The following is a 24,505-nucleotide window of genomic DNA, read 5'->3' on the forward strand; positions in this document are numbered from 1 at the left end:
CAAAAGCAAATGACTCGTCCGATGCTGTTAAATCGGCATCGATTGTAGCCTCGATGCCATGATCTAGGCGATGCCATACGTTTCTTAAATTTGCGTAATCTGTGAAATCTGCGGATAGCCGCTTTGTAAAAACATATTGAGACCTGCGTAGAGCGGCGTCGATCTGCGGACAGATTTATCGAAAAACGAATCGAAGCGGGGTCAGTAATCCACCCCGGCGCGGGCCTTGATGCCGGCCTTGAAGGCGTGCTTGACGTTGTCGACCTCGGACACCGTATCGGCCAGTTCGCGCAGGCCCGAACCGCCGCCGCGGCCGGTGACGATCACTGACTGCTCGACCGGGCGGTTGGCGATGGCGTTCAGTACGAGCTCTTCGTCCAGGTACTTGTAGCCGAGCATATAGGTCAGCTCGTCGATGACGACCAGATCGTAGGCCGGGTCCTGCAACATCGGCTCGACCTGGGCCCAGGTGCGCTCGGCGGCTTCGATATCGCCCGAGCGATCCTGGGTGTTCCACGTGAATCCCGTGCCCATCTGGTAAAAATCGACCTGCGGGCAGTGATCACGCAGATAGATCTCCTCGCCGGAGAGTTGCACGCCCTTGATGAACTGCACCACGCCGATCTTCTGGCCATAGCCGAGTGCGCGCATCACCATGCCGAAAGCCGAGGACGACTTGCCCTTGCCCTTGCCGGTAATGAACACGAACACGCCGCGCTCGATATCCGCGGCCTGGATGCCGGCGTCGACTTTTTCCTTGTGCTTCTGCATCGTCGCCTTATGGCGGGCGTCGCTTTTCGATTCGCTCATGACATGGCCTTTGCTGGCTCAGATATGGCCCGGGCTATAGCTGACGGTGACATAAACCGCCCGCCCGGGTTGGTTGTAGAAGTCGACGGTCTGGTAATGACGATCGAACATGTTGGATAGCTTGGCCTGAACTTTCCACGCCTTGGTCACCCGCATTTCGCCTGTCAGACCGAACAGCGCGTAACCACCGAGCTTGTCGGTATTGGCCGGATCGTTGTAGCGCGACCCGACCAGCTTGGCACGGGCGCCGATCGAGAACCGCGCGGACAGATCGCGGTCGACGTGCAGCGAGGCCGAGTAGTTCGGGCGGCGCGCCAGATCGTTGCCGTGGTTCGCCCCGCGCCCGCGATTCTCGGCGTTCAGCCAGTCGGCATTCGCGCCGATACGCCAGTGGCCGAGATAGGCCGTCACCTCGCCTTCCACGCCGCGGATGCGCGCCGAACTCACGTTGCGTGGTGTGTAGTTGGCGTCCAGCGTGATCTCGTCGTTGATATCGGTCTGGTAGGCATGGACCGCCCAATGCCCCCAACCCGGCGTGGCCTTGAGACCGATTTCGCCCGTGCGCGACTTCTCCGGTTTGAGATTGGGATTCGAGTCAAACGGATAGTAGAGATCGTTGAAGGTCGGTGCGTTGAAGGCGTTGCCGTAGGCGGCGGTCAGCGTATAGGTCGGGTTGACGTGATAGCCGTAGGTGATCGAGCCGGTGGCATGATTGCCATAGGCCTGGTTGTCGTCGTCGCGGGCGGCCAGATCGATCTCGTGGGCGCCGAAGCGGCCCTGGTACTCGCCGAACACGCCGGTGTTGCCGCGCTTGTTCTGCTTGTAGTCGGCCGAGCTGGTGACCGCGTCCTGGCGATAATCCACCCCGAGGGTGGCGCTCTGCTGTCTGGCGAGCACGAAATCGTTCTGCCAACTGACGCTATCGCGGCGCGTGTCGAAACGGCTGACATAATCGCCATCGAAATAGTTTTTCGACCGATCGCGACTGCGCGACAGGCGCAACTTGGAATCCCAGAAATCGGCCAGTGGCGCATCCACGCTCAGGCCATAGACTTCCTGCACCGAGTGCGACTGGTTAGTCGTAGGGCCGTCGTATTCGACATGGCCATCGGACCGAAGATAATGGCCGTTCACCGACCAGCCGTTATCGAAGGTATAGCCGACGTTCGCCGAACCGTCCGCGCGGTGGTAGCCGTCGCGGTCGGGCTGGTTGGCGTAACAGCCGGCGCCACCCTTGGGCGAACTGAACGGCCGGCCGGTACAGGCATTGAAGCCGCCCGTGTACTCGCCGGACACGCTGAAGTTGTAGTGTAGGCGTTTCGTCGCCCCCGAAACGCCGCCCTGGCCTTTCCAGGTGTCGTAGCTGCCACCGGTCACCGAGAAGTAAGGCGTGGGCCCGCGGCCCTTGGCCCCCTTGCCGTCGCGGGTGAAGATCTGGATCACGCCGCCGACGGCATCGGCGCCGTACAGCGAGGAACGCGGCCCGCGCACGATCTCGATGCGCTGGATCTGGGAGACCGGAAAATCCTGGATCGCCGCCTGACCGCTGGTGGCCGAGCCCCAGCGCACGCCGTCGACCAGCACCACCACCTGGCTGGCATCGGTACCGCGCAGGTGAATCGATGTCGCCTTGCCCGGGCCACCGTTGTTGGCGATCGACAGACTCGGCGTATCGCCGAGCAGTTCGGCCAGACTCTGGGCCTGGCTGCGCTCGATATCGGCCCGGGTGATGACCGTGGTAGCGGCCAGCGTACTGTTCCGGGATTGCGGCGTGCGCGTGGCGGTCACCACCACCGGGTTCAAATCGGTGGTCGCGGCCCGCGGCGGCGACGCCCCCCAGGCAGACGATACCCCGAGCAGGGCCGCAAATGCGGGCCCGGTGCGAAACTGCATTGTCGTCGTCTCGATCGGCGGGCACGCCCGTCCGCGTGCCGAAGTCGCTGACCATCGCCGGGCAAGACGAACGGACCGCGCGCGAACAGGCGCCGGCACCGATCGCGTGTGGCGACGGTCCCCCTGTGCCAGGCCGGTCTCCGGACTTGCAGTCAGACCCATGTCTGCGCGCGGCCTTCCCGAGGCAAGATGTTCGCCTCAGTGGCTGGAATGCGCGACGCCGTGAATTACCACACGGCGCTGCCTACCGTTGCGGGGGCAGTGTCGGCTTGGCGCTTGCGCGCGCACCGACTTCCCGTTTCACCGCATCCGTGGATGCGACACCTGTCACGGCGACGATGCTAGGCAGCCCCCGAGACGCCGTCAAGCCGGGCTTGGCGCCGGCAACGGGCCCAATCGGGCCGCGGGCGGCCTGCGGCCAGGGCTTGCGGATTTTTCGCTTATCCGGATAAGCGGATATACTCCCATCCTTATTCGCGAGCTGCAGGGTGATATGAGCGACACGCGACACGCCATCGAGCGCGTTCTGGCCGACCGGATTCTTGTGATCGACGGCGCCATGGGCACCATGATCCAGAACTATGGCCCCTCGGAGGCGGAATACCGCGGCGAGCGCTTCGCCGACTGGCCCTCCGATCTGCAGGGCAACAACGACCTGCTGACGCTGACCTATCCGGATCTGATCAAGGGCATCCACCGGCAGTATGCCGAGGCCGGGGCCCATATCATTACGACGAACACCTTCTCGTCGACCACGATCGCCCAGGCCGACTACCACATGGAAGATCTGGCGGTGGAGCTCAACGTCGAGGCCGCCAAACTCGCCCGCGAGGTGGTCGAGGAATTCGAAAGCGACACGCAGCCGATGTACGTGGCCGGGGTGATCGGGCCGACCAACCGCACGGCCTCGATCTCGCCGGACGTCAACGACCCCGGCAAGCGCAACACCGATTTCGTCGAACTGGCGACCGCCTATGGCCAGGCCGCCGAGGCCTTGCTCGAAGGCGGCGTCGACATCATTCTGATGGAGACCATCTTCGACACCCTCAACGCCAAGGCGGCGATTTATGCCGTGCGCAGGCTCATGCGCGAGCGCGGTATCGACGTGCCGCTGATGATTTCCGGCACCATCACCGATGCCTCCGGCCGCACCCTGTCCGGCCAGACCACCGAGGCCTTCTACAACTCGGTGGCCCACGGTCGGCCGCTCACCATGGGGCTGAACTGCGCGCTGGGCCCAGACGCGCTGCGCCAGTACGTCGCCGAGCTGTCGCGCATCGCGCCCTGCTACACCCACGCCTATCCCAACGCCGGCCTGCCCAACGAATTCGGCGAATACGACCTGCAGCCGGACGAAATGGCCGAGCACATCGGCGAATGGGCCGACTCGGGTCTGCTCAACATGGCCGGCGGCTGCTGCGGTTCCACCCCGGAGCATATCGGCGCCATCGCGAACGCCGTGGCGGGCAAAGCCCCGCGCCGCCGGCCCGAGATCAAGCAGGCCATGCGCCTGTCCGGCCTGGAGCCGTTCACCGCCTCTGCTTAGGGTTTGGAATATCTATCCGCAGATTTCACAGATTGTGCAGATTTTTGTATGGACCGCCGAGATCCCGAGACCTACGCAATCATTGGAGCTGCGATGGAAGTCCATCGAACCCTCGGCAATGGCTTTTTGGAGTCGGTTTATCACGAGGCTTTGGCGATCGAGTTCGGTGAGCGCGATATACCGTTCGTGCGCGAGCCCGAGCTGACGGTCGCTTACAAGGGGCACAGGCTTTCCTGCGCCTACCGCGCCGACTTTGTGTGTTTTGGAGATGTGATCGTAGAACTGAAGGCCCTGAGCCAGCTGTCGGGCAACGAACAGTCGCAGGTAGTCAACTATCTAAAGGCTTCGGGAATCGAAAAAGGGCTACTGCTCAATTTCGGCCGGGACAGCTTGCAGCACCGTCGCTTGATCCGGTCGAACGGTTCACCCCTCCATTCATTTTAAATCTGTGAAATCTGCGCAATCTGCGGATAAAACGCTTCTATGACCTCAGCAACCAACTTCATCAACATCGGCGAGCGCACGAATGTGACCGGCAGCAAGCGGTTCATGCGCCTGATCAAGGAAGAGGACTACGACACCGCGCTGGAGGTCGCCCGCGACCAGGTCGAAAACGGCGCCCAGGTAATCGACGTCAACATGGACGAGGGCATGCTCGACTCGGCCGCGGCCATGCGCAAGTTCCTCAACCTGATCGCCGGCGAGCCGGACATCGCCCGCGTGCCGATCATGATCGACTCCTCGAAATGGGAGGTCATCGAGGCCGGGCTGCAGTGCATCCAGGGCAAGGGGATGGTCAATTCCATCTCCCTCAAGGAAGGCGAGAAAAAATTCCTCGAACAGGCCCAGGCGTGTCTGGACTACGGCGCCGCGGTGGTGGTCATGGCCTTCGACGAGGACGGCCAGGCCGACACCGAGGATCGCAAGGTCGAGATCGCCCAGCGTGCGTACAAGATGCTGATCGAGGAACTCGATTTCCCGCCCGAGGACATCATCTTCGATCTCAACATCTTCGCCATCGCCACCGGCATCGAGGAACACAACAACTACGCCGTCGATTTCATCAACGCGACCAAACGCGTACGCGAGTCCTGCCCCGGCTGTCATGTCTCGGGCGGGCTGTCGAACGTATCGTTCTCGTTTCGCGGCAACGAGCGGGTGCGCCAGGCCATGCACTCGGTGTTTCTCTACCACGCCATTCCGGCAGGCCTGGACATGGCGATCGTCAACGCCGGCCAGCTCGAGATCTACGACAATATCCCGGAGGAGCTGCGCGAGGCCTGCGAAGACGTGGTGCTCAACCGCCGCGACGACGCCACCGAGCGCCTGCTGGAACTGGCCGAGCAGTACAAGGGCGGCGGCAAGAAAGCGGCCTCCACAGAGGATCTTGCCTGGCGCGAATGGGAGGTGAGCAAACGCCTGGAACACGCGCTGGTCAAGGGCATCGACACCTATGCCGTCGAGGACACCGAGGAGGCCCGGCAAAAAGCCGACAAGCCGCTGGAGGTGATCGAGGGCCCGCTCATGGACGGCATGAACGTGGTTGGCGATCTGTTCGGCGCCGGCAAGATGTTCCTGCCGCAGGTGGTCAAATCCGCCCGCGTGATGAAAAAAGCGGTGGCGCATCTGATCCCCTACATCGAGGAGGAAAAAGCCAAGTCCGGCGATGCCTCGAAAAACAACGGCACCATCATCATGGCGACCGTCAAGGGCGACGTGCACGACATCGGCAAGAACATCGTCGGCGTGGTGCTCCAGTGCAACAACTTCGAGGTGATCGATCTCGGCGTGATGGTGCCGATGGCCGACATCCTCAACGCCGCCGAAAAACACAACGCCGACGTCATCGGCCTGTCCGGCCTGATCACCCCGTCGCTGGACGAAATGGTCAATGTCGCCTCCGAAATGCAACGCCGCGGTATGAACACGCCGCTGCTGATCGGCGGCGCGACCACCTCGCGCGCCCACACCGCAGTCAAGATCGACCCCGCCTACGACGGGGCGGTGATGTGGGTCAAGGACGCCTCCCGCTCGGTACCGGTGGCCTCGCGCATGGTCGGCAATGCATCGCGCGAAAAACTGGTCGCCGAGTTGAAGGAAGACTACGACAAGATGCGCGAGCGGCATGCCGCCAAGCGCCAGACCAAGTTCCTGTCACTTGAGGCCGCACGCGCCAACCGGGTCCAACTCGACTGGTCGGCCTACACGCCGCCCGCCCCGAAACTGCCGGGCGCGACGAAATACGCCCAGCGCCAGCCGCTACCGCATGCGAACGGCTCGGACGACGGCGCCCACGATGACGTATCGGGCCTGTATGAATTCGACGATTTCCCGATCGAGGAACTGATCGAATACATCGACTGGACGCCGTTCTTTTTGTCCTGGGAGATGAAGGGCCGCTATCCGGACATCCTCAACGATCCGAACAAGGGCAAGGAAGCGCGCAAGCTATTCGACGACGCCCAGGCCATGCTCAAGCGAATCGTCAACGAGCAATGGCTGACCGCGCGCGGCGTGGCCGGCATCTTCCCGGCGCGCACCGCGGCCAACTTCGACGACATCGAGGTATTGTCCGACGACCGCGCCGAGGTGGTCACGGTGGTGCATCAACTGCGCCAGCAGGCCGAGCACCGCCAGGGCGTGCCCAACCGCAGTCTGGCCGACTTCGTCGCCCCGCATGACGCCGGCGTCGACGACTGGATCGGCGGCTTCGCCGTCACCACCGGGCTCGGCTCATCGGCAAAGGTCGAGCAGTTCAAGGCCGAACACGACGATTACAACGCCATCCTGGTCGAGGCCCTGGCCGACCGGCTGGCCGAGGCCTTCGCCGAGTGGATGCATCGCCACGTGCGCACCGAGATCTGGGGCTACCAGCCGGATGAGAATCTGAACAACGCCGATCTCATCGGCGAGAAATACCCCGGCATCCGCCCCGCGCCCGGTTATCCCGCCTGCCCCGAACACACCGGCAAGGACACACTCTGGGATTTACTGGACGTGGAGAACCATACCGGCATCGAGCTCACCGAATCCCGCGCCATGTGGCCGGGCGCGGCGGTATCCGGCTGGTATTTCGCGCATCCGGAATCGCGCTATTTCGTGGTCGGCCGCCTGGCCAAGGACCAGGTCCGCGACTATGCCGAACGCAAGGGCTGGGACCTGGAAACCGCGGAAAAATGGCTGGGCCCGAACCTGGGGTACGAGCCCGAAGCCTAAGAGTGAGTTTCAAAACCCTTGTTTAAGGCCTTTATCCACAGATTACGCAGATTGCACAGATTGGAATAAAGAGAGCGGGCGCCGGTGCGTATCCGAATGCGGCAGCAACAACGGCAGGCATTGATGCCACGCACTGCGCCCTAATAATCTGCGAAATCCGTGTAATCTGCGGATAGTTCTCGAAAGCGAAGTCAATAGGCCGGCCATTCGCGGCGGGCTCGCGGATTCACGTAAAGCCTTCGTATGCGATGTTCGGGCCGACTCCGTCGTCGGTGAGCGCCTCAAATCCGCTATGCCGCGAAACGATAACCGCATCGGTGCGCATCGGCGTTGATCTGCGGACTGTTTTTCTTCGCGAAAACAAAGCCCGAAAGCCTGGCGCCTGTTGCCACGGCGTGTCCGTCTTCAGGTTTTCAAATGAATTCTTAGGGCTACCGGCCTGCCGCGCGGATGGCGGGCCGTCGTTCCGTGCGCGGCTTGACGAGCCGGCTCCGTCAGACCTCGGCCTGCACGCGGGACGGCTCGGCGAGCAGCATGGCGGCCAGATCGCGCAGCCGCACCACCGACAGGAACTGCTGCTGCGCGCCCACGCCAAGCCGGACCAGGCGTTTGCAGCCCACCAGACCGTCACCGTCGGAGCGCGGCCCGGCGCGGTGCTCGTAATACGACGCCACCGGCGCCTCGATATAGGCGATGGCCTCGACGCTGTCCACGACAAAACCGACCGCGCCGTCATCGACGGTGACAATCAGCACCCGGCCGGCCTCGGCCGCCGCCGGGGTTCCGCGCCACAACAGGGCCCGCAAATCGGCCAGCATGACCGTGCTTCCGCCATGCACAAAGCGCGCCTGAAACGGCCCGCTCGCCGGACAGGGCATGGTGTCCGCCGGATAGGCGGTCACCGCGTCGATATCTTCCACCGCGGCCGAGAGCTTGCCCGCCGCGGTGAAATGCATATAGGCAAAACGGGTCCAGGCTTCGCCGGCGCTTACGGCATCGGCGCCGTTCACGGCCTTGGCGCGAACGGTCATGCCCTGGGCGAGCGCCGCATACGCTGCGACCGCGTCGTTGGCCGCGAGCTGCGCATGATTGAGCAACAACAATGGGCCCAGCGCTTCGTCCTCGAGGAGTGCGGCGACATGATTGTGGAGGCGATCCGAGTCCGTGGCGGTCCGCCGCCGGGTTTCGTCGCAGGCGACAATGCCCAGCGCCTCGTCGACCGCCAGGGCCAGCCAGCCACAGTCCAGCTCGACCACAACTATCAAGGCGTGATCGCGGGTCGGCCGCGGGCGGCCGACCAGGGCGGCGGGATCGAGCAGGGCCAGCCGCCGGCCCCGCCAGTCGACGTGGCCGACGTAGGCGTGGGCGCCGATGGCCGGGTCGATCACCGTCCCGCGACGGGTGATTTCGTGTACCACCGACAGCGGCAGCGCCACGCGCAGCTCGCCGCAGCGCAGAGCGAGCGCCCGCACCTCGCCGGCCATCGCCCGGGCCGTCGCGGGCTCGCCGCTGCCAGCCGCGGTCCCCTGCTGCACCTGTAGCAGATTCTCGAGCGCGAATACCGCGCCCAGATCCAGTACATACACCGCCTCGCCGCCGTCGCGCGCGAACATGCGGGGCACCAGCCCCGGTGCGACTGGGTCACACGGTGGCAGTCGGCGGCGGCGACCCGCAGCACTTGCCCCACCCCGTCGACCGCGAAGCCGAACACCTGGCCCTCGCGGGCGACGATGGCCACCAGGCGCCGGGCCGGCGCCTGATCGCCGCCGAGGCCCAGCAGTTGCGCGAAATCGATGACCGGCACCGGCGCGCCGCGCAGCACGAAACTGCCGAGCGACCAGGCCGGCGCCTGTGGCGCCGGCGCCAACCGTTCCGGCAACGGGACGACCTCCTGCAACGCATCGCTGTCCAACGCGACCTCGGTCCCGGCCAGAACGAGGGTGGCCAGACTCAGCGCACTCATGACGCGGCTTCCGGCTGCGACTCGCGCCCGCCGCTGGCGCTATCGGTCAGCGCGCTGATGAGCTCGACCACGTGCCGCGCGGTCTCCAGCTGCGACTCCGTGGCACCGGCGATATCCTCGACCGCCTGGGTGGTCGAGACCACGCCTTCGCTGATCCGGCCGAAGGCATCGCGTGCCTTGTCGGCGACCTGCGCCCCGCTGTCGATGCGGCGCTGCGACTCGGTGATCAGGCGATTGATCTGGCGCGTTGCCTCGGCCGATTTCTCTGCCAGTTTGCGCACTTCGTCGGCCACCACCGAAAACCCCAGCCCGTGCTCGCCGGCCCGCGCGGCCTCGATTGCCGCGTTAAAAGCCAGCAGATTGGTCTGCGAGGCGATCTCGCCGATTACACCGACAATTTCGGCGATGTCCTCCGAGGACTTGCGAATCGCCTGCATCGCCTCGGTGGAGTCGCCAATCGCCTGGGTGCCGCTTTCCGCCTGGCCGCGGGTGGCTTGCGCCTGGCCCCGCGCATCGCGGGTATTCTCGACCACCGAACGGATGCTGCCATCCAGTTGACTGATGGCGGCCGCCATGGCGTCCGACTGCTCGCCGATATGCGCTTCACGTTCGACTACCGTGGTGATGTCGGTGGCGAACTTCACCACCTTGTAGGGCTTGCCGTCGGCATCCAGCACCGGGTTGTAGGAGGCCCGGAGCCAGACTTTCTGGCCGTGGCGGCCGATCCGCAGGAAGCGGTCGGTAAAGAATTCGCCGCGGCCGAGCGCGTTCCAGAAATCGCGGTAGGCGGCGCTGGTGACAAACGCGGGCTCGCACAGCAGCCGATGATGCTGACCGATCAACTCGTCGCGGCGATAGCCCATCAACGCCAGAAAATTGTCGTTGGCGGCCAGAATGCTGCCGGACAGGTCGAACTCGACCACCGACTGCGAGCGCTCGATGGCATTGACCTTGCCCCGAAATTCGATGTTGCGGGTCCGGGATTCAGTTACATCGGTGGCGAACTTGACCACCTTGTAGGGCTGCCCGTCGGCATCGAGAACCGGATTGTAGCTGGCCTGAAACCAGACTTCGTTCCCATCCCGGCCCACCGCCGGAACTCGTCGACCATGAACTCGCCGGCCTTCAGGCGGGCCCAGAACTCGGCATAGGCGTCACTGCGCGCGTAATCCGGTTCACAGAACATGCGGTGATGGCGACCGACGACTTCATCAAGCGAATAGCCCATCGCGGCGAGAAAATGCTCGTTGGCAGTCAACACCACGCCCTCGAGATCGAACTCGGCAATCGCCTGCGAATGATCGATAGCCTTGAGCTTGCTCTCGAATTCGGCGTTGCGCAGCTTATCCGCCGTGATGTCGGTCGCGAACTTGATCACTTTCTGCACACGCCCGTCGTCGCCGAGGATCGGATTGTAGGTGGCGCGCAGCCATACCGATCGCCCGTCCCGGGCCAGACGCCTGTATTCGTTGCTGTCGTACTGACCTTTCTGGCCGAGCTTGCGCCAGAACTCGGCATACCGATGATCGGCGGCATCCTCGGGGGTGCAGAACGGGCGGTGATGCTCGCCCACCACCGCCTCGCGCTCATAGCCCATCAAATTCAGGAAATTCGTATTGGCGTCCAGAATCCGACCATCGGGGGCGAATTCGATGATGGCCAGCGATCGATCCAGGGCATCGATCACATCGGCACGGTTATTATTTTCAACTTCTTCCGGGCTGGCGGGGCTATCCGACATGATCTGGCTCCTGAAGCGGGTGCTTTTCTGATTTCACCCACAAGTTGTTACTACCGGTCATAACGGCAAGAGTTTTTTTGCTTAATAGTTGAAGGCAATATGATTGAGCATTGCCCACTCGGCACCGCGCGCCGGGGCACGCCCAACGCATCGCCCGGGCACATGCTCGCGAATGGCGAGTCCGGAAAAATCAGGGACCTAGCGAATTCCGGGAGAATCGGGAAACGAGGCGGCGAACTCACAAGCCGGCGGGTTCCGGCGCGACCGGCGCCCATCGGCGGTCAGCGCGGCCCGGTCATCCGACGCGCCCGCCGCTTCCGCCCGCGGATCGCCGCGCAACGTGCTAGTCGTGGTTCGGCGACAGCGTGATGACGTGTTTTGCCGGCGTATTCGCGGAGCCGGCGAACGGCAGGTGGAACAGGCCGCCGATCTCGCCCGCGATCACGATCGTCACCAGCAGCGCCACGATGGGTACCAGGGTCGCCAGCACCAGCTCGCGCCAGGTGAGCGCGCTGTTGCCGGTCGCACGCCGCGCGAACACATGCACGATGTAGAGCAGATTACCGGCCAGTGACAGCCCGACCGTCACCCAGAAATCCAGCGGCGGACTGACGCTGTAGGCCAGCGAACAGGCCACCAGCGCCGCCGCCATGCCCACCAGGCCGGCCCCCTCGCAGATCCAGTCGATGAGGTTCAATTGACGTGTCGTGGACATGGCGTGATCAGGTCAAGCCGCCGAATGGCGGCGCCATGATAGCGCGGGGCGCCCGCAGGGCCGAACGGCGCGCGCGTCAGGCCCCGCCAACCGCCCACGCGCCGGAATGCGTCCGCCACACCGTCGCCACCAGCCTGGCGAGCAGGAATACGGTCAACAGCCCCCAGCCGAAGACATAGGACAGCCAGATCAGCGGCAGGAAGCCGAGCAGTGCCGCGCCCAGCGTCGTGGTCCGCAGAAAAGCCGTATCGCTGGTGAACACATCCGGCCGCACCGGGTAAGCCGCCGCAAACACGCCACCCAACACAATGCCCAGCCCCAGCGAATAGCCGGTGATGCACATGAACGATTTCGTCGGCCTGGGCGCAACAGTGATCACGTCATTTTGATCGTACCGCCCGGATGAGCCGAAACTCGATAGGCGCTTCACACGACGTCTTTGGTGCGAATGCCATCCCAAAACGACGGGGCCGATCAACTGGTCATTCGGCCGAGCGCAGTCGTATCAGACGGTCGACCAGCAGCATATGCGGAACGGTTAAGCAAGCGAGCGTCACGAAGACCAAGCGCATCAGGGTGGTGTCGAGGTCGACGTGTTGCGCGAGGAAGAACCCCGTGGCTATCAGGCAAGCGAGCAAGATTGCGGTAGTCGGCAAAAGCGCGGCCCGCACGCCGGCGGCTGTCGACAAGCCGAGAGTGTGTACGACGCTGCGAAAATGACGTGGGGAATGTAAGCCACAAAAATAAACGGCGAAATGGACCAGTGGTGGGAGCAGGATTGCAGAGGCGGCCAGTGCGATCCATTCTGTCCGGACAGTAGTGCTTTGCCGATACCCGGCCAGGAGGGCGAGCGGTATGGCGATCCAGCCCACGACGGCCACACCTCTGGCCACCATGTCGGCCACGGGCGCCGGCACTAGAAAAGCAAACAGGGCCGCAACCTGTTCCGGATGCGTAGCGACCGGAAGCGCGACCGCGAGCAACCCGCCAGCGATAGCGCCCCGGCCTTTCTCCGAGGTGGTCCAGTCATCCGAGAAATGGAGCGCCGAATACGCGAGGAACGCTGCGAGGGCGAAGCCCGGCGCGATCAGCCAGAGGCTCAGCATCATGGCAGCGGCCCCCAGATAAATAGCCACGAACCGCGCGGCGGCTTTCATGTTGGAGAGCGGAAAGAGTGCCCGCGCGATCTCGAAATCGAGCGCACCGTGCGGCAATCCGAGAACCGCAATGATCGGCGCCAGCAGCAATAGTTGCGTTGCTGTCGGCAAAGACGCGAGTTCCAGCAATGAGATCACCCCGACCACCATTGCCAGGAAAACAATCGTGTGTCGCGACCCGTTCATGACGAGCGTAGCGCCGAGCGCAGAAAGAAGGCCGGCGGCAGCGATGCAATCACCGAAAGCCGGTCGGCGGCCGCAACGGAGCCCGCGAGAAACCGCTCCAGCCGTTCGGGCGGCGCGTTGGCGAAAAGAGCATGGAAAAACTCGGGGCCTCGTTCCGGGGCTGATTGGATGACTCGCAGGAAAAGACGATCGAGGACGCGGGTGATGGCGCCGTCCAGCCGCGGATCGAGCCATGGCGTGTCGCTGGAACTTTGGATCTGCGCAGCGAGCCTGTCGGACATCCGCTGAATGCGTTGGAAGGCATAGCCGGTGCTAGGCCGCGCCGCACCGCCCCCCAAGCCGATACGGGCATAGCCTTGGCTCGGCCCCTTGGCGACGCCGTACCCTGCCTGCATCGGCAATGCGCCTGCCTCTTCTCGCAGCACCGCTGTCGTCGCTCCGTCCGATAGTCTGTCGCACTCTTCGGCGAGCCACGTTTTCAGCCATTCACTTGACGGCCTTGCCGAACCGAACCGGGTCACTTCGACCAGGGCACGGTCCGAGGCGAAGGGAAGCACGTAAACGAAATCTATGCCGCCGGCATGCGGCGGGCGAAAATGCATGAGCCCGACGGTCGTCGGATCGAAGCGAGCGCGGTCGGTGTGGATCTCTACCCCACGGAAGAATTGGCCGTAGTTCGGCGGTATCCGGGGCGGGCGCGCGTCTATGAGGGTTCGAGTGGTCAGGCGACCGCGCGAAGTTTCCACGGCCCAGGCGCCGGCATGTCCGGTGGTATCCGTCGCGGTGGTGCCAAGCCACAGATGCACGTTCTTGCCGTCCTCGCAGCACCTCAGCGCGGTTTCGTAGAATGCCGACGAGGAAATGGCGACGTAAGGCATATCGGTCGCGCCGCGGATTGTGATCGCGCCATGGCGGCTCACAAGCCACCGGTCCCAGCGTTTGCGGATGCACCCATCAAACGGATGGGAAGCGGTGTGCCAATGACACCATGTGCGATCTTCGATATAGCGGGATCGTGTCTCCACAATACCCACTCTCGAACGACCGCCCGAGAGTCGACAAGCGAGGCTAAGGCCGGCGCAGCCGCCGCCGAGAATTAATATGTCCAGGTCGGGATCCGGCATGAGGGTACTCCGCGGTTACAGCCCCGGCCGGGCGGAAGAGTGAGATGAGAGCGCGGCATGCGACCACGACCTTGGTGCCAAGCGGAACATGCACACGGCGATCGAGGGCGAGATCGCCACGCCCGCCTAGCTGCCGGCCGATCGCTCGGTAAAGAGCGGCCGCCACCATGACGGTGACCCTGACTCGCAGCGGTAGTACGGGCAGGCCCGACAGTCCGTGGGAATAATGCCGCTCCGCCAGTGCAAGCGTCCTGTGGATCGCTGCCCTGACTTCGGCCCTGCCGGCCGGCGATGCATCGACTAATTCCGCGGGGGATGCCGGCAACCAAGTGGCGGGCAGGTAGCGTCGACCGGCGCGCGCGTCCTCTCCCACGTCGCGGACGATATTGGTGAGCTGCATGGCAATGCCGAGTGAGGCAGCACGTGCGCGGGCCTCGGCGGCCCGGATGCCGTAGAGATCACAGAACAGCAGCCCCACCGTTCCAGCAACGTGCCAAGCGTAATCGAGCAGTTCAGTATCGTCCTTGATTTGCACCCCGGTGGTGTCCTGCAGCACTCGGGCTGTCAGATCCGCCAGAGTAGCCCGGCTTTGAGAGTCCCCAGCAAAAAGTTTGTCTGCTTCAACGACCAGCGGATCAGTCACTACCGTAGTGCCACGAAGTTCGGCTTCGATTCGAGCGAGACGCTGTGCGGCGGCCCGGCTGCCGTCGCGATCGGCAAGATCATCGAGGGTCCGGCAGATCGCATAAAGCCGCGCGATGCGCTCGCGGTCCGCGCGTGGCAAAAGTCGGGTTGCCGGCGCGAAGCTGCGCGCGTGCTGGGTAAAGATGCGTTCGGCGTCGCTCACGACGTCGGCGCCAGATCGGGCACCAGCGAACCAATCACTTTAGCCGAGCTGATGACGCCGGGCACGCCGCCCCCCGGATGGGTGCCCGCGCCTACGAGGTAGAGGCCGCGAACCCCTTCCCCACGGTTGTGGTAGCGAAACCAGGCCGATTGCGTAAAAAACGGCGAAAGCGAAAAGCCGGCGCCCGCCTCCGACAAATAATCTGTTTCGAAATCGTCCGGCGTCTTGGCGAATTCCGCACAGATCGTATCCCGCAGCCCGGGCAGGATCGTAGCGTCAAGCGCGGCGACGATACGATCGCGCAGGCGCGGTCCCTCCACCGACCAATCGATTCCGGCGCGCTGGTTGGGTACCGGGCACAAGACATAGAAGCTGTCGCACCCTGGCGGCGCGAAAGTCGGGTCGGTCGCGGTCGGACGATGAAGATAGAGTGAAAAATCTTCGGCGAGGACGCCGCGGTGGAAGATATCGGACAGGAGCTCACGGTGGCGGCTGCCGAACCATACCGTATGATGCGCGACGTCCGGCCATTGCCGGCGGGCCCCGAAATACAGCACGTATAGTCCCATCGATAGGCGCGCTGTGCGGTTACGCAAGCGCGCCGTCAGCCCGGCTGTACCGGGTGGAAGCAGGTCACGATAAAGACGCACGGGATCGGTGTTGGCGATAACCACGTCGGCGGCCGAGACCGAGCCATCAGCGCGGATGACCCCAGTCACACGGCCGTTAACCACACTGACACGCTCGATTGTGGTGCCGGTTTCCACGGCGATCCCGACCTCCTGCATCAGCCGGTGCAATGCATCGACCAGAGCACCCGTGCCACCCATGGCGAACCAGACGCCGTAGGCGCGCTCAAGATGATTGATCATTGCGTAAATCGACGTGGTATCGAAGGGGTTACCGCCGAGAAGAAGAGGCTGAATGGAGAACGCCCGGCGCAGCCGGTCATCCTTGAGGTGCCGTGAGACCATGTCCCACACGCTGTCGTAACTGCGCAGACGCAGCAGAGCCGGCACTTGACGCAACATGAACAACGGATTGTGGAACGGCTTGTGCGCCAAGCCGGTGAAGGCAACATCGTAGATCGCGCGGCTTGCGTCGCCCAGACGGCGGTAGCCGTCGACGTCAGTCGGACTGAGGCGAGCAATCTCGGCCTCGGTCGCCCCCTCCGTTGGCCCGTATTTCAGCGTTTCGCCATCGGCGAAGCGGAAGGCATACCAGGGATCGGGGGCGACCAGCGTGACGTAGTCGGCCAGTCGTTTATCAAAGAGCGCGAACAATTCCTCGAATAGTTGGGGCGCGGTCAGGACGGTTGGGCCGGCGTCATAACGAAATCCGTCGCGTTCGAAGACCTGAGCGCGCCCACCTAGGCGGGCACAACGGTCGATTAGCCGAACTGCGTAGCCCTTGGCACGCAAGCGAAGGGCGGCGGCGATACCGCCGAAGCCGCCGCCCACCACGATCGCCTGATTGCCAGATCGAGTAGCGACCGACGCGGAAACGAAATGATCCTTTGCCCGATCACGCAGCATCAGCAGTTTGCCTTAGCGGGCGCGCGAGATGTTGCGCCGCCTCTGCGAGTGCACCGCCAGCGCCGGCAGGGAGCGCGGCTGCCAACGCTTGCGCTGCTTCGCAGTGTTCGACGGCTCTCAAACGACAAGCAATAATGGCCTTGGATTGACTCAGCTGGCGGGCACGTGCAATTACGAACACGGCATTAAGACGTTCTGCGCGACCGGGTCGTGCCGCGTCGTCATCAACGTCTGCGATATCATCACGCATCTGATATCCGATAGCGAAACGACGACCGGCGTCGTAAGCACCCGCAATGGCGTCGGAGTATCCCGCTGCGGCAAGGGGGGCGGCGAGTGCCAAGGAGATGAGAGCGCCGGACTTCTGCCGCGCTATCTGCTCGTAATGTTCCAGGTTCCACACCGGCAGATGGCAGGCAGCACGGTCGGCCGCCTGTCCGGTAATGGTCTCGGCAACGGCGGCATGCAGCTGACCGCAAGCGTTCGGAGAACCGCTGGCAGCAAGCGCCGCATGCGCGGCGGATAGGAAGAAATCACCTAGCATGAGAGCCGTGTCTTCGCCGTGGGCTCGCCAGACAGCGATGCTCCCTCGCCGGGTCGAGTCGCGATCCTGTAGGTCGTCATGCACCAGGGCTGCGTTGTGCACCAGTTCGCAGGCCGCCGCGATAGACGACCTAGGGGCAGGATCCAGGCCAAGCGCTTCTCCCGCTGCCAAGGCAACCTTGGCTCGCAGCCGACCACCGCCGGCCTTGAGGTGCGCGCGTCCGGCGGCTGCAACATCCGCCGGCAGCGAACCCAACATCGCATCGATTATGGCATCCACTTTGGCGGTACTCACCGCGCGTTCGGATGTCTCGGTAATTTCCGACATGTCAGATCCACGCAAGCTGTGACGGGAACGCGGGTCTCACGGCTGCGCCCCGAGACCCGCCTGGCTAGGTTACCCGGCGGCGGCGGGCTGAGTTCCGCCAGACCGCATCTCCGCCTCGGACTTCCGGACAGCAATCATGTAGATCAGTACGCCGAACGCAGCCTTAGCGAGCAGATCAGCAATGGTGTACCCAATCTGAATGATGGTGGTTGCCGTTGCCCCGTCCAGGCCGACGGCGCCGACGAAATATACGACCGGATAGAAGAACCAGACATACACGGTCAGGTTACGCGCCGTCGTGACCAGTCCGCGTGCATCATCCGGCTGCTTCGAGATCGCATCACCCAGTCCGGAGTAGAGCTCGTAGACGATCCAAAGGAACGGCAGCATGGACAGAATCCCGAAGATCCAACGTGTCGACGTCGCCGACGCCACTTCACCGGGATAGCCCAACACAATCATAAGCACGGCAAGAACGCTGAGGCGCGTAGCCCGCGAGATCGTTTCCTCACGTGGCAACCGCATCACCAAAATGAGCTCGACCAGTAACAACGGCACCGTGGCGACCCAGTCGGCATAGCGGAACATGCCGTTGAATGCCACGCCGGTGGCTTTGACGGTCCCGTCAGCAACTTGATACGCGCCTTCCCAGCTTTGAAACATGCGGAAGTAGTTGTACGCGGCAATTAACGTCACGAGACCTGTGATGGTAATGGTTGCACGGAAATTAGGCGTGACCTGGCCTCGATTAATCCAGAAAAAGGCTGTCGCAGCAGCCATAAGCGAGAAACAGAACGAAAACGAAATACCAACCAGGTGAAACTGACCTACCGACATGGATGTCATGAAATCCTCCTTCTTTATTATGCGTTTGCATGTGCAAGGAGCGAATCGAGCGGCAGTAGCAGCTGAATTCTCTCAGTAGTATTACGTAAGCTGCGTCGAAACGGTTGCGCGAGTCTGTGAGCAATTCCGGTTATGTTGCGGTGATCGCAGTTGAAGCAGCATGTGTTAGGCCGCACGAATAAAATCGATATAATTCCGATTTCCAAAAATCGCTCAACGGATGCTCCGCAGCCGAGTAATCACGGCTCGTCAAACGAGTGTGCCCTGCGCCTAGGCCCGACTCGGTCATCGGTCAAAGCCGGCCACGACGAGCGGGTGATGGTGGCGGTGTATGAGACCAACGACGCGGCGGTGATCGATAGCGGTCGCGACCGATGCCTAGGCGCTTCTACAATGCCCCCAAACCGTCAAGAAACGGCTCGGGCTGAATCTGGGCTACGAGCCGGAAGCCTAGCCCGAGTCTCGACTCGGCTTTATCGAGCCCGCCGTGCGAGGCGGGCTTTCGGGCCGTATCGCACTGACGTGTGAGCACCGCATTGTGGCCTCGAAGCGTGGCCGGCATCGCGCGAACCGTTCATCGGATGGATCGTGGATCAGGGACAACGCCGCTCGTCGGATTTTCCGGGGCTATCCCCCGGCATCGGGGCAACCACGCACGGAAGCGAAACGCGCGCAGGCGTGGCTAACTCGAACGCTTGTTCGACGACAGCCTGATCAAATGCCTCTACGGTCCGCGCCGGCGAACGGCAGGTGGAACAGGCCGCCGATCTCGCCCGCGATCACGATCGTCACCAAAAGCGCCACGATGGGTACGAGGGTCGCCAGTACAAGCTCGCGCCAGGTGAGCGCGCTGTTGCCGGTCGCACGCCGCGCGAACACATGCACGATGTAGAGCAGATTACCGGCCAGTGACAGCCCGACCGTCACCCAGAAATCCAGCGGCGGACTGACGCTGTAGGCCAGCGAACAGGCCACCAGCGCCGCCGCCATGCCCACCAGGCCGGCCCCCTCGCAGATCCAGTCGATGAGGTTCAATTGACGTGTCGTGGACACGGCGTGATCAGGTCAAGCCGCCGAATGGCGGCGCCATGATAGCGCGGGGCGCCCGCAGGGCCGAACGGCGCGCGCCTCAAGCCCCGCCGACCGCCCAGACGCCGGAATGCGTCCGCCACACCGTCGCCACCAGCCTGGCGAGCAGGAACACGGTCAGCCCGGTCCAGATACCGAACAGCCCCCAGCCGAAGACGTAGGACAGCCAGATCAACGGCAGGAAGCCGAGCAGTGCCGCGCCCAGCGTCGTGGTCCGCAGGAAGGCGGTATCGCCGGCCCCGAGCAGCACCCCGTCGAGCGCAAATACAATGCCGGCCACCGGCTGCTGGACCACGAACAGCCACCAGGCATAGGGAATCTGGGCCAGCACGGCGGTATCGCTGGTGAACACATGCGGCAGCACCGGGTAAGCCGCCGCAAACACGCCGCCCAGCGCAATGCCGAGCGCCAGCGAATAGCCGGTGATGCGCCCGGCCACGCGCTGGGCGTCGGCCGTGCGGTCGCCGCCCAGCGCCGCGCCGATCAGGGCCTGGGCGGCAATCGCCAGCGAGTCGAGGATCAACGACAGGAACGACCACAGTTCGTAGACGATCTGGTGTGCGCCGGCGGCCGCGGCGGAATGGCGCGCCGCCACCGCCGCCGCGGACAGAAAACAGATCTGGAACGAGGCGCTGCGCAGAATCAGGTCGCGCCCCAGCACCATCTGGGCGCGCATGACCGCCAGGCGCGGCCGGCGCATCGCGCGCTCGCGCAGCAACGCCATCACGAAAAGCACCGCGGCGATGGTCTGGGCCAGCACATTGGCGATCGCCGAACCCGCCAGCCCGAGACCGACCGGATAGACCAGGATCGGGCAGGCGATGCCCGAGGCGATATTGGCCGCAAGCACGTAGCGCAGCGGCCGCACCGTATCCTGCACGCCGCGCATCCAGCCGTTGCCGGCCAGCGTGATCAGGATCGCCGGCGCACCGAGCAGCGCAATGCGCAGCCATTCGGCCGCGGCATTGGCGATCGGCGCCCGGCCGGCCAACAGCCGGGCCAGGTCGCGGGCAAAGATCTCGCCGAGCACCAACACCAGTACTCCCACCGCAATCGCCAGCCAGGTCGCCTGCCCACCCTCGGCCACGGCGTCGGCGCGCCGCCCGGCACCATAGAGCCGGGATGTCCGCGCCGTAGTGCCGTAGGACAAAAACGTCAACTGGCTGGTCAAGACACTCAGCAGGGTGCCGCCGAGCGCGAGACCGGCCAGCGGCACCGCGCCGAGATGGCCCACCACGGCGGTATCGATCAGCACGTAAAGCGGCTCGGCCGCCAGCACGCCGAGCGCGGGCAGCGCGAGCGCGAGGATGCGGCGCAGCGTGACATCGGTATCGGCGTTCGGTTGAGCCATGACGAACAACGCGTCGAAGCAGCCGTGCAGTGTGCCACAGCCGGTTCGTAACGCCGCCTCGGCAGTTGCCCGGATGACCCGGACGTGGCCGCCGCGCGATGATAGCCTGACAGTGCAACGATGCGAGTGGCTGCTGGCATGGCCGACAACACCACGGAACCGACCGCGATGAGCCGTTCGCGGCGTGAGACCCGGGATCTGCGCGATTTCTGGCGCCGCTGCCTGATCGTGGCGGCGACCGCCATCGGCAGTATCGCCCTGCTCTGGTTCCTGTGGACGGTCGGCCACGCCGTGCTTCTGATTTTTTCGGCGTTTCTGGTTGCGGTCGCGCTAGACGCTCTGGCGCGCATGGTGTCGAAAGTCACCGGACTGGCCCGCCATTCGGCGGTGATCGCGGTGCTTACGATCATGGCGCTGCTGGCCGGGGCGGCCACCACGCTCGGCACCATGAACGTCGCCTCACAGGCGCCGCGGCTGCAGAACCAGATCGCGCAGTCGATCGATGAACTCCAGGCCAAGCTGCAGCATTATCAGATCGCGGCGCATCTGTTCGGTCAATCGCACAGCAGCGCCAGCGGCTCCGGCTCCGGCAATTCACTGGGCGAGCAGCTCACCAGTGAGCTATCGAGCGCGCTGTCGGTGACCATCACCTCGCTGACCGATCTGTTCGTGGTACTGATCATCGGCATTTATCTGGCGCTCAGACCCAAGCTCTACTACAGCGGGCTGTTGCGGCTGTTTCCGCCGACGCGCCAGACCCGGGCCCACATGATCGCTCACGAGGCCACCGACGCCGTGCGGCGCTGGCTGACCGGGCGGGCCATCTCGATGAGTCTGGTCGGGCTCGGCAGCCTTGCCGGGCTGTGGGCGATCGGTATTCCGTTCCCCATGTCGCTGGCGTTGCTGGCCGGCCTGCTCACCTTCATTCCGTACCTCGGCGCGCTGGTATCGGCGATTCCGGCGCTGCTGATCGCCGGCATGCACGGCATCTGGCCGATGTTTTACGTCGGCGCGCTGTACCTGGCGCTGCACATCATCGAAGGCTATCTGCTCGCCCCGCTGATCCAGCGCCGTGCGGCCTCGATCGCACCGGCCTTTTTATTGTCGGTACAGGTGCTGGGCGGGGCGGCTGCCGGCGTGCTGGGCATCGCGCTGGCGACACCGATCGCGCTGGTGATCGCGGTGATCATCCAGCTCAGCTATGTCCAGGACGTGATCGGCGAAGAGCCGCATCTGCCGGGTAATACGTCCGGCTAAGCGCCTATTCCGCCGAGGACCCGTACTTGGCCTCAAGCTGTGCGTTGATTTCGCCGCCGACCAGCACGGTCAGCACGGTGACGTAGGTGAGCGTGAGCAGCAGCACCACGCCGGACAGCGAGCCATACAGCGTGGTATAGGAATCCGAGTAGGACAGGAACACCGAGAACACGCTTGAAGCGATAGTCCAGAATGTAACCACAACACCCGCCCCCACGCGGACCCAGCGCCAGCGCGGCGGCCGGCGATCCGGCCCCCAGCGATACAAGGCCGCCAAGCCGAAAAACAGCACCAGTCCGCCCAAGGCCATGCCCACCGCACGCAGACATTCGGCGATCCACAGTGAGGACCAGATCGATCGGGCGATCTCCGGCAGTCCGATCGCCAGCACCGACACGAACACCAGCCCGCAGATCACCGCCACCGCAAGGCCCAGCGAACGCAGCGCGTGCCGCCAGCTGAACTCGGGCCGCTCGCGATACGCGGCATGCAGGGCGAGCAGCAGCACACCGACACCCTGCTCGGCGCACCACAGCGCGATCAGGCCGCTGAACGTACCTGCCACCCAAAGCGTCGACGTGCCCCGGCTCGCCAGCGTCTTCATCTGCCCGATCATGGAGACCACGACATCCGCCGGCACGAAACCGGACAGGGCGCGCATGTCAGCCACCACGCTGGCCGGATTGGCATACAGGCCATAGAAGGCCACGAACGCTGAGACCGCCGAAAAGATACCGAACAACGCCAGAAACGTGATCGCCGCGGCATCGATGCTCACCTGATCGCGTCCCATGCCGCGCGCCACACCGCGCAGGATCTCGATCCACCCCGCCACCGGAATCTCGCTCGGCCATTCCCGGCGCGGGGTGTCGCGGTCAGGCGACTTGCCCTGGCTCGGCATTCACGCCTCCGCAATACTGAACAATAGCGCCATAATGCCGCAGCGGACCACCGGCCCGCCAGAATATCGTCGTGCCCTGCCCGAGCCGGCTTACCGTGGCGCCCGCTCGCGCCGGGCCGACCCAGTGAAACGGAACGACGCGAATACCACGATCGCGGCCACGGTAAGCCCGAGAAACACGATGGGCATATCATAGACGCTGGACTGATGCAGCAGCGCCATCGCCATCGTGCCGAGCGCGGCCAGCAGCATGCGCATGAAGCCCAGCAGCGAGGACGCCGCCCCGGCGATCTCCTTGAACGGCGCCATGGCCTGGGCCGTCGACACCGGCATGATCAGGCCGATGCCCGGAAAACACACCGCGACCGGCCCGAGATATTCCGCCAGATTGCCCTGCTTGCCAACGATGAACGCCACCGCCATCGAGGCCAGCGAGCCGATCAGCAACAACGCCAGCCCGGCGCCGATGACCGTGGGATCCCGCAGCCGGCTGCTGGCCAGGGCACAGGCCCCGGCGCCGCCGGCAAAGCCGACGAGGACCACCAGCGCCACGATCACCACCGCGATACTGCCCAGGTGCAGCACGTTGATCACCAGATCCGGGGCGCCGATGAGCGCGCTATAGACCACGCCGATGCACAGGCCGCTCAGCCCGGCGTGGAACAGAAAACCCGGGTTGACCAACGGCTCGCGATAGGCCTGCCAGAGCCCCGACCATTCGAGCGCGCGCGGATTGCGCTCGAAATTCGTCTCCGGCAGGAAGAACCAGACCAGCGCCCAGAGCGTCAGCGACAGCCCCAGCAGCACGGCGAAGTTCACGTGCCAGTTCATGGCGTGCGCAATCAGGCTCCCGACCACCGGGCCGACCGCCGGCGCCAGCGAGAACGCCGCGTTGAGCTTGGCGTAAATGCGCTCGCGCCGGCCTCTTTCGAAGGCATCGCGCACCATCGCCTTGGCCATCACGCCGCCGGCGCAGGCGCCGATGCCCTGGATCAGCCGGCCGCCGATCAGCGGCCAGATCGAGAAGCTCACCAGACACAGCAGCGCGCCCAGCGACAGGATGCCGGCGCCCACCAGCGCCACCGGCCGACGGCCGAAACGATCCGACAGCGGCCCGTAACAGACCTCGCCGACGGCATCGCCGAACAGATACGCCGCCATGGTGAACTGCACCAGGCCATAATCGGTCGACAACGCGTGGGCGATGTCGGGCATCGCCGGGGTGTACTCGGTATCCCCGAACGGCCCGACCGCCATCATCAGGGCCAGAAGCGCCAGCGATGGCTGGGGTATGCGGCTGAACGACGCGGTCATGCGTGTTTCCCCGGCCCGTGCCCGGCGCCCCGGACGCGCGATCGCCAAACGCCGCACGCTAGCAACAGCGCCGGGCGCCAACTATCCGTACATTATGGTAGCAAGCGCGCCATAGCCCGGCGCGGCCCGCTAAGACATTAGAT

Annotated in this window: 20 protein-coding genes, 2 pseudogenes and 1 riboswitch; of the genes and pseudogenes, 4 read left to right on the forward strand and 18 right to left on the reverse strand. The window is 64.2% G+C overall.

What is annotated here, in order from left to right; all coding sequences use genetic code 11:
• Positions 1-201 precede the first annotated feature (201 nt).
• Entirely contained in the window at positions 202-810 is a 609-nt protein-coding gene (gene cobO, locus SALB1_RS06040; RefSeq protein ID WP_109993047.1) for a cob(I)yrinic acid a,c-diamide adenosyltransferase, read from the reverse strand.
• 18 nt (positions 811-828) lie between these two features.
• Positions 829-2,703, reverse strand: coding sequence for a TonB-dependent receptor domain-containing protein (locus tag SALB1_RS06045; protein WP_109993048.1), 1,875 nt, complete (start codon positions 2,701-2,703; stop codon positions 829-831).
• 113 nt (positions 2,704-2,816) lie between these two features.
• A riboswitch (cobalamin riboswitch) is annotated at positions 2,817-3,046 on the reverse strand.
• A gap of 150 nt (positions 3,047-3,196) precedes the next feature.
• On the opposite strand from SALB1_RS06045, the gene SALB1_RS06050 reads away from it, so the two are divergent.
• The 3 genes and pseudogenes from SALB1_RS06050 to metH all read left to right on the forward strand — a co-directional run.
• Entirely contained in the window at positions 3,197-4,249 is a 1,053-nt protein-coding gene (locus tag SALB1_RS06050) for a homocysteine S-methyltransferase family protein (RefSeq protein WP_109993049.1), read from the forward strand.
• 48 nt (positions 4,250-4,297) lie between these two features.
• On the forward strand, positions 4,298-4,693 hold the full coding sequence (locus tag SALB1_RS06055) for a GxxExxY protein (RefSeq protein ID WP_109993050.1): 396 nt from the start codon (positions 4,298-4,300) through the stop codon (positions 4,691-4,693).
• Between the two features lie 36 nt (positions 4,694-4,729).
• Positions 4,730-7,465 (forward strand): annotated as a pseudogene (metH, locus tag SALB1_RS06060) (methionine synthase); the annotation flags it as partial.
• A gap of 494 nt (positions 7,466-7,959) precedes the next feature.
• Here metH and SALB1_RS06065 read toward each other — a convergent pair.
• The 14 genes and pseudogenes from SALB1_RS06065 to SALB1_RS06125 form a co-directional block, all read right to left on the reverse strand.
• The gene (locus SALB1_RS06065; protein WP_109993052.1) at positions 7,960-9,078 is read right to left on the reverse strand and encodes a chemotaxis protein CheW; all 1,119 of its coding nucleotides are present in this window, start codon (positions 9,076-9,078) and stop codon (positions 7,960-7,962) included.
• Between the two features lie 35 nt (positions 9,079-9,113).
• Positions 9,114-9,428 (reverse strand): annotated as a pseudogene (locus tag SALB1_RS19845) (chemotaxis protein CheW); the annotation flags it as partial.
• Positions 9,425-10,519, reverse strand: coding sequence for a methyl-accepting chemotaxis protein (locus SALB1_RS19695; protein WP_158590645.1), 1,095 nt, complete (start codon positions 10,517-10,519; stop codon positions 9,425-9,427). The pseudogene SALB1_RS19845 and the gene SALB1_RS19695, both read right to left, overlap by 4 nt.
• On the reverse strand, positions 10,417-11,169 hold the full coding sequence (locus tag SALB1_RS18690) for a PAS domain-containing protein (protein ID WP_145961248.1): 753 nt from the start codon (positions 11,167-11,169) through the stop codon (positions 10,417-10,419). Before SALB1_RS18690 ends, SALB1_RS19695 begins: the two co-directional genes overlap by 103 nt.
• Before the next feature lie 343 nt (positions 11,170-11,512).
• Positions 11,513-11,884 carry a hypothetical protein gene (locus SALB1_RS06080; protein ID WP_109993054.1) on the reverse strand — a complete coding sequence of 124 codons (372 nt, stop codon included), beginning with the start codon at positions 11,882-11,884 and terminating at the stop codon, positions 11,513-11,515.
• A 76-nt stretch (positions 11,885-11,960) separates the two neighbouring features.
• The gene (locus tag SALB1_RS18980) at positions 11,961-12,227 is read right to left on the reverse strand and encodes a hypothetical protein (protein WP_179950710.1); all 267 of its coding nucleotides are present in this window, start codon (positions 12,225-12,227) and stop codon (positions 11,961-11,963) included.
• Positions 12,228-12,366: 139 nt separating this feature from the next.
• Entirely contained in the window at positions 12,367-13,227 is an 861-nt protein-coding gene (locus SALB1_RS06090) for a Brp/Blh family beta-carotene 15,15'-dioxygenase (protein ID WP_109993055.1), read from the reverse strand.
• Positions 13,224-14,351 carry a lycopene cyclase family protein gene (locus SALB1_RS06095; protein ID WP_109993056.1) on the reverse strand — a complete coding sequence of 376 codons (1,128 nt, stop codon included), beginning with the start codon at positions 14,349-14,351 and terminating at the stop codon, positions 13,224-13,226. The genes SALB1_RS06090 and SALB1_RS06095 overlap by 4 nt, the downstream gene beginning before the upstream one ends.
• Entirely contained in the window at positions 14,296-15,198 is a 903-nt protein-coding gene (locus SALB1_RS06100; protein WP_109993057.1) for a squalene/phytoene synthase family protein, read from the reverse strand. The genes SALB1_RS06095 and SALB1_RS06100 overlap by 56 nt, the downstream gene beginning before the upstream one ends.
• Positions 15,195-16,733 carry a phytoene desaturase family protein gene (gene crtI / locus SALB1_RS06105; RefSeq protein ID WP_109993058.1) on the reverse strand — a complete coding sequence of 513 codons (1,539 nt, stop codon included), beginning with the start codon at positions 16,731-16,733 and terminating at the stop codon, positions 15,195-15,197. The genes SALB1_RS06100 and crtI overlap by 4 nt, the downstream gene beginning before the upstream one ends.
• Positions 16,723-17,604, reverse strand: a complete 882-nt coding sequence (locus tag SALB1_RS06110) for a polyprenyl synthetase family protein (RefSeq protein ID WP_109993059.1) — start codon at positions 17,602-17,604, stop codon at positions 16,723-16,725. Before SALB1_RS06110 ends, crtI begins: the two co-directional genes overlap by 11 nt.
• 69 nt (positions 17,605-17,673) lie before the next feature.
• Entirely contained in the window at positions 17,674-18,450 is a 777-nt protein-coding gene (locus SALB1_RS06115) for a bacteriorhodopsin-like (protein ID WP_109993060.1), read from the reverse strand.
• A gap of 714 nt (positions 18,451-19,164) precedes the next feature.
• Positions 19,165-19,503 (reverse strand): hypothetical protein, encoded by a 339-nt coding sequence (locus tag SALB1_RS06120; protein WP_145961249.1) that lies wholly within the window; start codon positions 19,501-19,503, stop codon positions 19,165-19,167.
• A gap of 76 nt (positions 19,504-19,579) precedes the next feature.
• Positions 19,580-20,890, reverse strand: a complete 1,311-nt coding sequence (locus SALB1_RS06125) for an MATE family efflux transporter (protein ID WP_109993062.1) — start codon at positions 20,888-20,890, stop codon at positions 19,580-19,582.
• 120 nt (positions 20,891-21,010) lie between these two features.
• On the opposite strand from SALB1_RS06125, the gene SALB1_RS06130 reads away from it, so the two are divergent.
• Positions 21,011-22,147, forward strand: coding sequence for an AI-2E family transporter (locus SALB1_RS06130; RefSeq protein ID WP_109993063.1), 1,137 nt, complete (start codon positions 21,011-21,013; stop codon positions 22,145-22,147).
• A gap of 4 nt (positions 22,148-22,151) precedes the next feature.
• On the opposite strand, the gene SALB1_RS06135 is transcribed toward SALB1_RS06130, so the two are convergent.
• Together SALB1_RS06135 and SALB1_RS06140 are read right to left on the reverse strand one after the other, a co-directional pair.
• Positions 22,152-23,048, reverse strand: coding sequence for a YihY/virulence factor BrkB family protein (locus tag SALB1_RS06135; protein ID WP_109993064.1), 897 nt, complete (start codon positions 23,046-23,048; stop codon positions 22,152-22,154).
• 90 nt (positions 23,049-23,138) lie between these two features.
• The gene (locus tag SALB1_RS06140) at positions 23,139-24,362 is read right to left on the reverse strand and encodes a multidrug effflux MFS transporter (RefSeq protein WP_109993065.1); all 1,224 of its coding nucleotides are present in this window, start codon (positions 24,360-24,362) and stop codon (positions 23,139-23,141) included.
• Positions 24,363-24,505: the final 143 nt, after the last annotated feature.

Source organism: Salinisphaera sp. LB1 (assembly GCF_003177035.1).
Classification (GTDB): Bacteria; Pseudomonadota; Gammaproteobacteria; order Nevskiales; family Salinisphaeraceae; genus Salinisphaera.

Bases quoted from the DNA above. Each gene is read 5' to 3' on its own strand.
- SALB1_RS18980 (WP_179950710.1), bottom strand. From the start codon at position 12,227: ATGTGCATCACCGGCTATTCGCTGGGGCTGGGCATTGTGTTGGGTGGC.
- SALB1_RS06065 (WP_109993052.1), bottom strand. From the start codon at position 9,078: ATGTTCGCGCGCGACGGCGGCGAGGCGGTGTATGTACTGGATCTGGGC.
- SALB1_RS06090 (WP_109993055.1), bottom strand. From the start codon at position 13,227: ATGAACGGGTCGCGACACACGATTGTTTTCCTGGCAATGGTGGTCGGG.
- SALB1_RS06110 (WP_109993059.1), bottom strand. From the start codon at position 17,604: ATGTCGGAAATTACCGAGACATCCGAACGCGCGGTGAGTACCGCCAAA.
- SALB1_RS18690 (WP_145961248.1), bottom strand. From the start codon at position 11,169: ATGTCGGATAGCCCCGCCAGCCCGGAAGAAGTTGAAAATAATAACCGT.
- SALB1_RS06095 (WP_109993056.1), bottom strand. From the start codon at position 14,351: ATGCCGGATCCCGACCTGGACATATTAATTCTCGGCGGCGGCTGCGCC.
- cobO (WP_109993047.1), bottom strand. From the start codon at position 810: ATGAGCGAATCGAAAAGCGACGCCCGCCATAAGGCGACGATGCAGAAG.
- SALB1_RS06050 (WP_109993049.1), top strand. From the start codon at position 3,197: ATGAGCGACACGCGACACGCCATCGAGCGCGTTCTGGCCGACCGGATT.
- SALB1_RS06055 (WP_109993050.1), top strand. From the start codon at position 4,298: ATGGACCGCCGAGATCCCGAGACCTACGCAATCATTGGAGCTGCGATG.
- crtI (WP_109993058.1), bottom strand. From the start codon at position 16,733: ATGCTGCGTGATCGGGCAAAGGATCATTTCGTTTCCGCGTCGGTCGCT.
- SALB1_RS06135 (WP_109993064.1), bottom strand. From the start codon at position 23,048: ATGCCGAGCCAGGGCAAGTCGCCTGACCGCGACACCCCGCGCCGGGAA.
- SALB1_RS06125 (WP_109993062.1), bottom strand. From the start codon at position 20,890: ATGGCTCAACCGAACGCCGATACCGATGTCACGCTGCGCCGCATCCTC.
- SALB1_RS06080 (WP_109993054.1), bottom strand. From the start codon at position 11,884: ATGTCCACGACACGTCAATTGAACCTCATCGACTGGATCTGCGAGGGG.
- SALB1_RS06140 (WP_109993065.1), bottom strand. From the start codon at position 24,362: ATGACCGCGTCGTTCAGCCGCATACCCCAGCCATCGCTGGCGCTTCTG.
- SALB1_RS06045 (WP_109993048.1), bottom strand. From the start codon at position 2,703: ATGCAGTTTCGCACCGGGCCCGCATTTGCGGCCCTGCTCGGGGTATCG.
- SALB1_RS06130 (WP_109993063.1), top strand. From the start codon at position 21,011: ATGCGAGTGGCTGCTGGCATGGCCGACAACACCACGGAACCGACCGCG.
- SALB1_RS06115 (WP_109993060.1), bottom strand. From the start codon at position 18,450: ATGACATCCATGTCGGTAGGTCAGTTTCACCTGGTTGGTATTTCGTTT.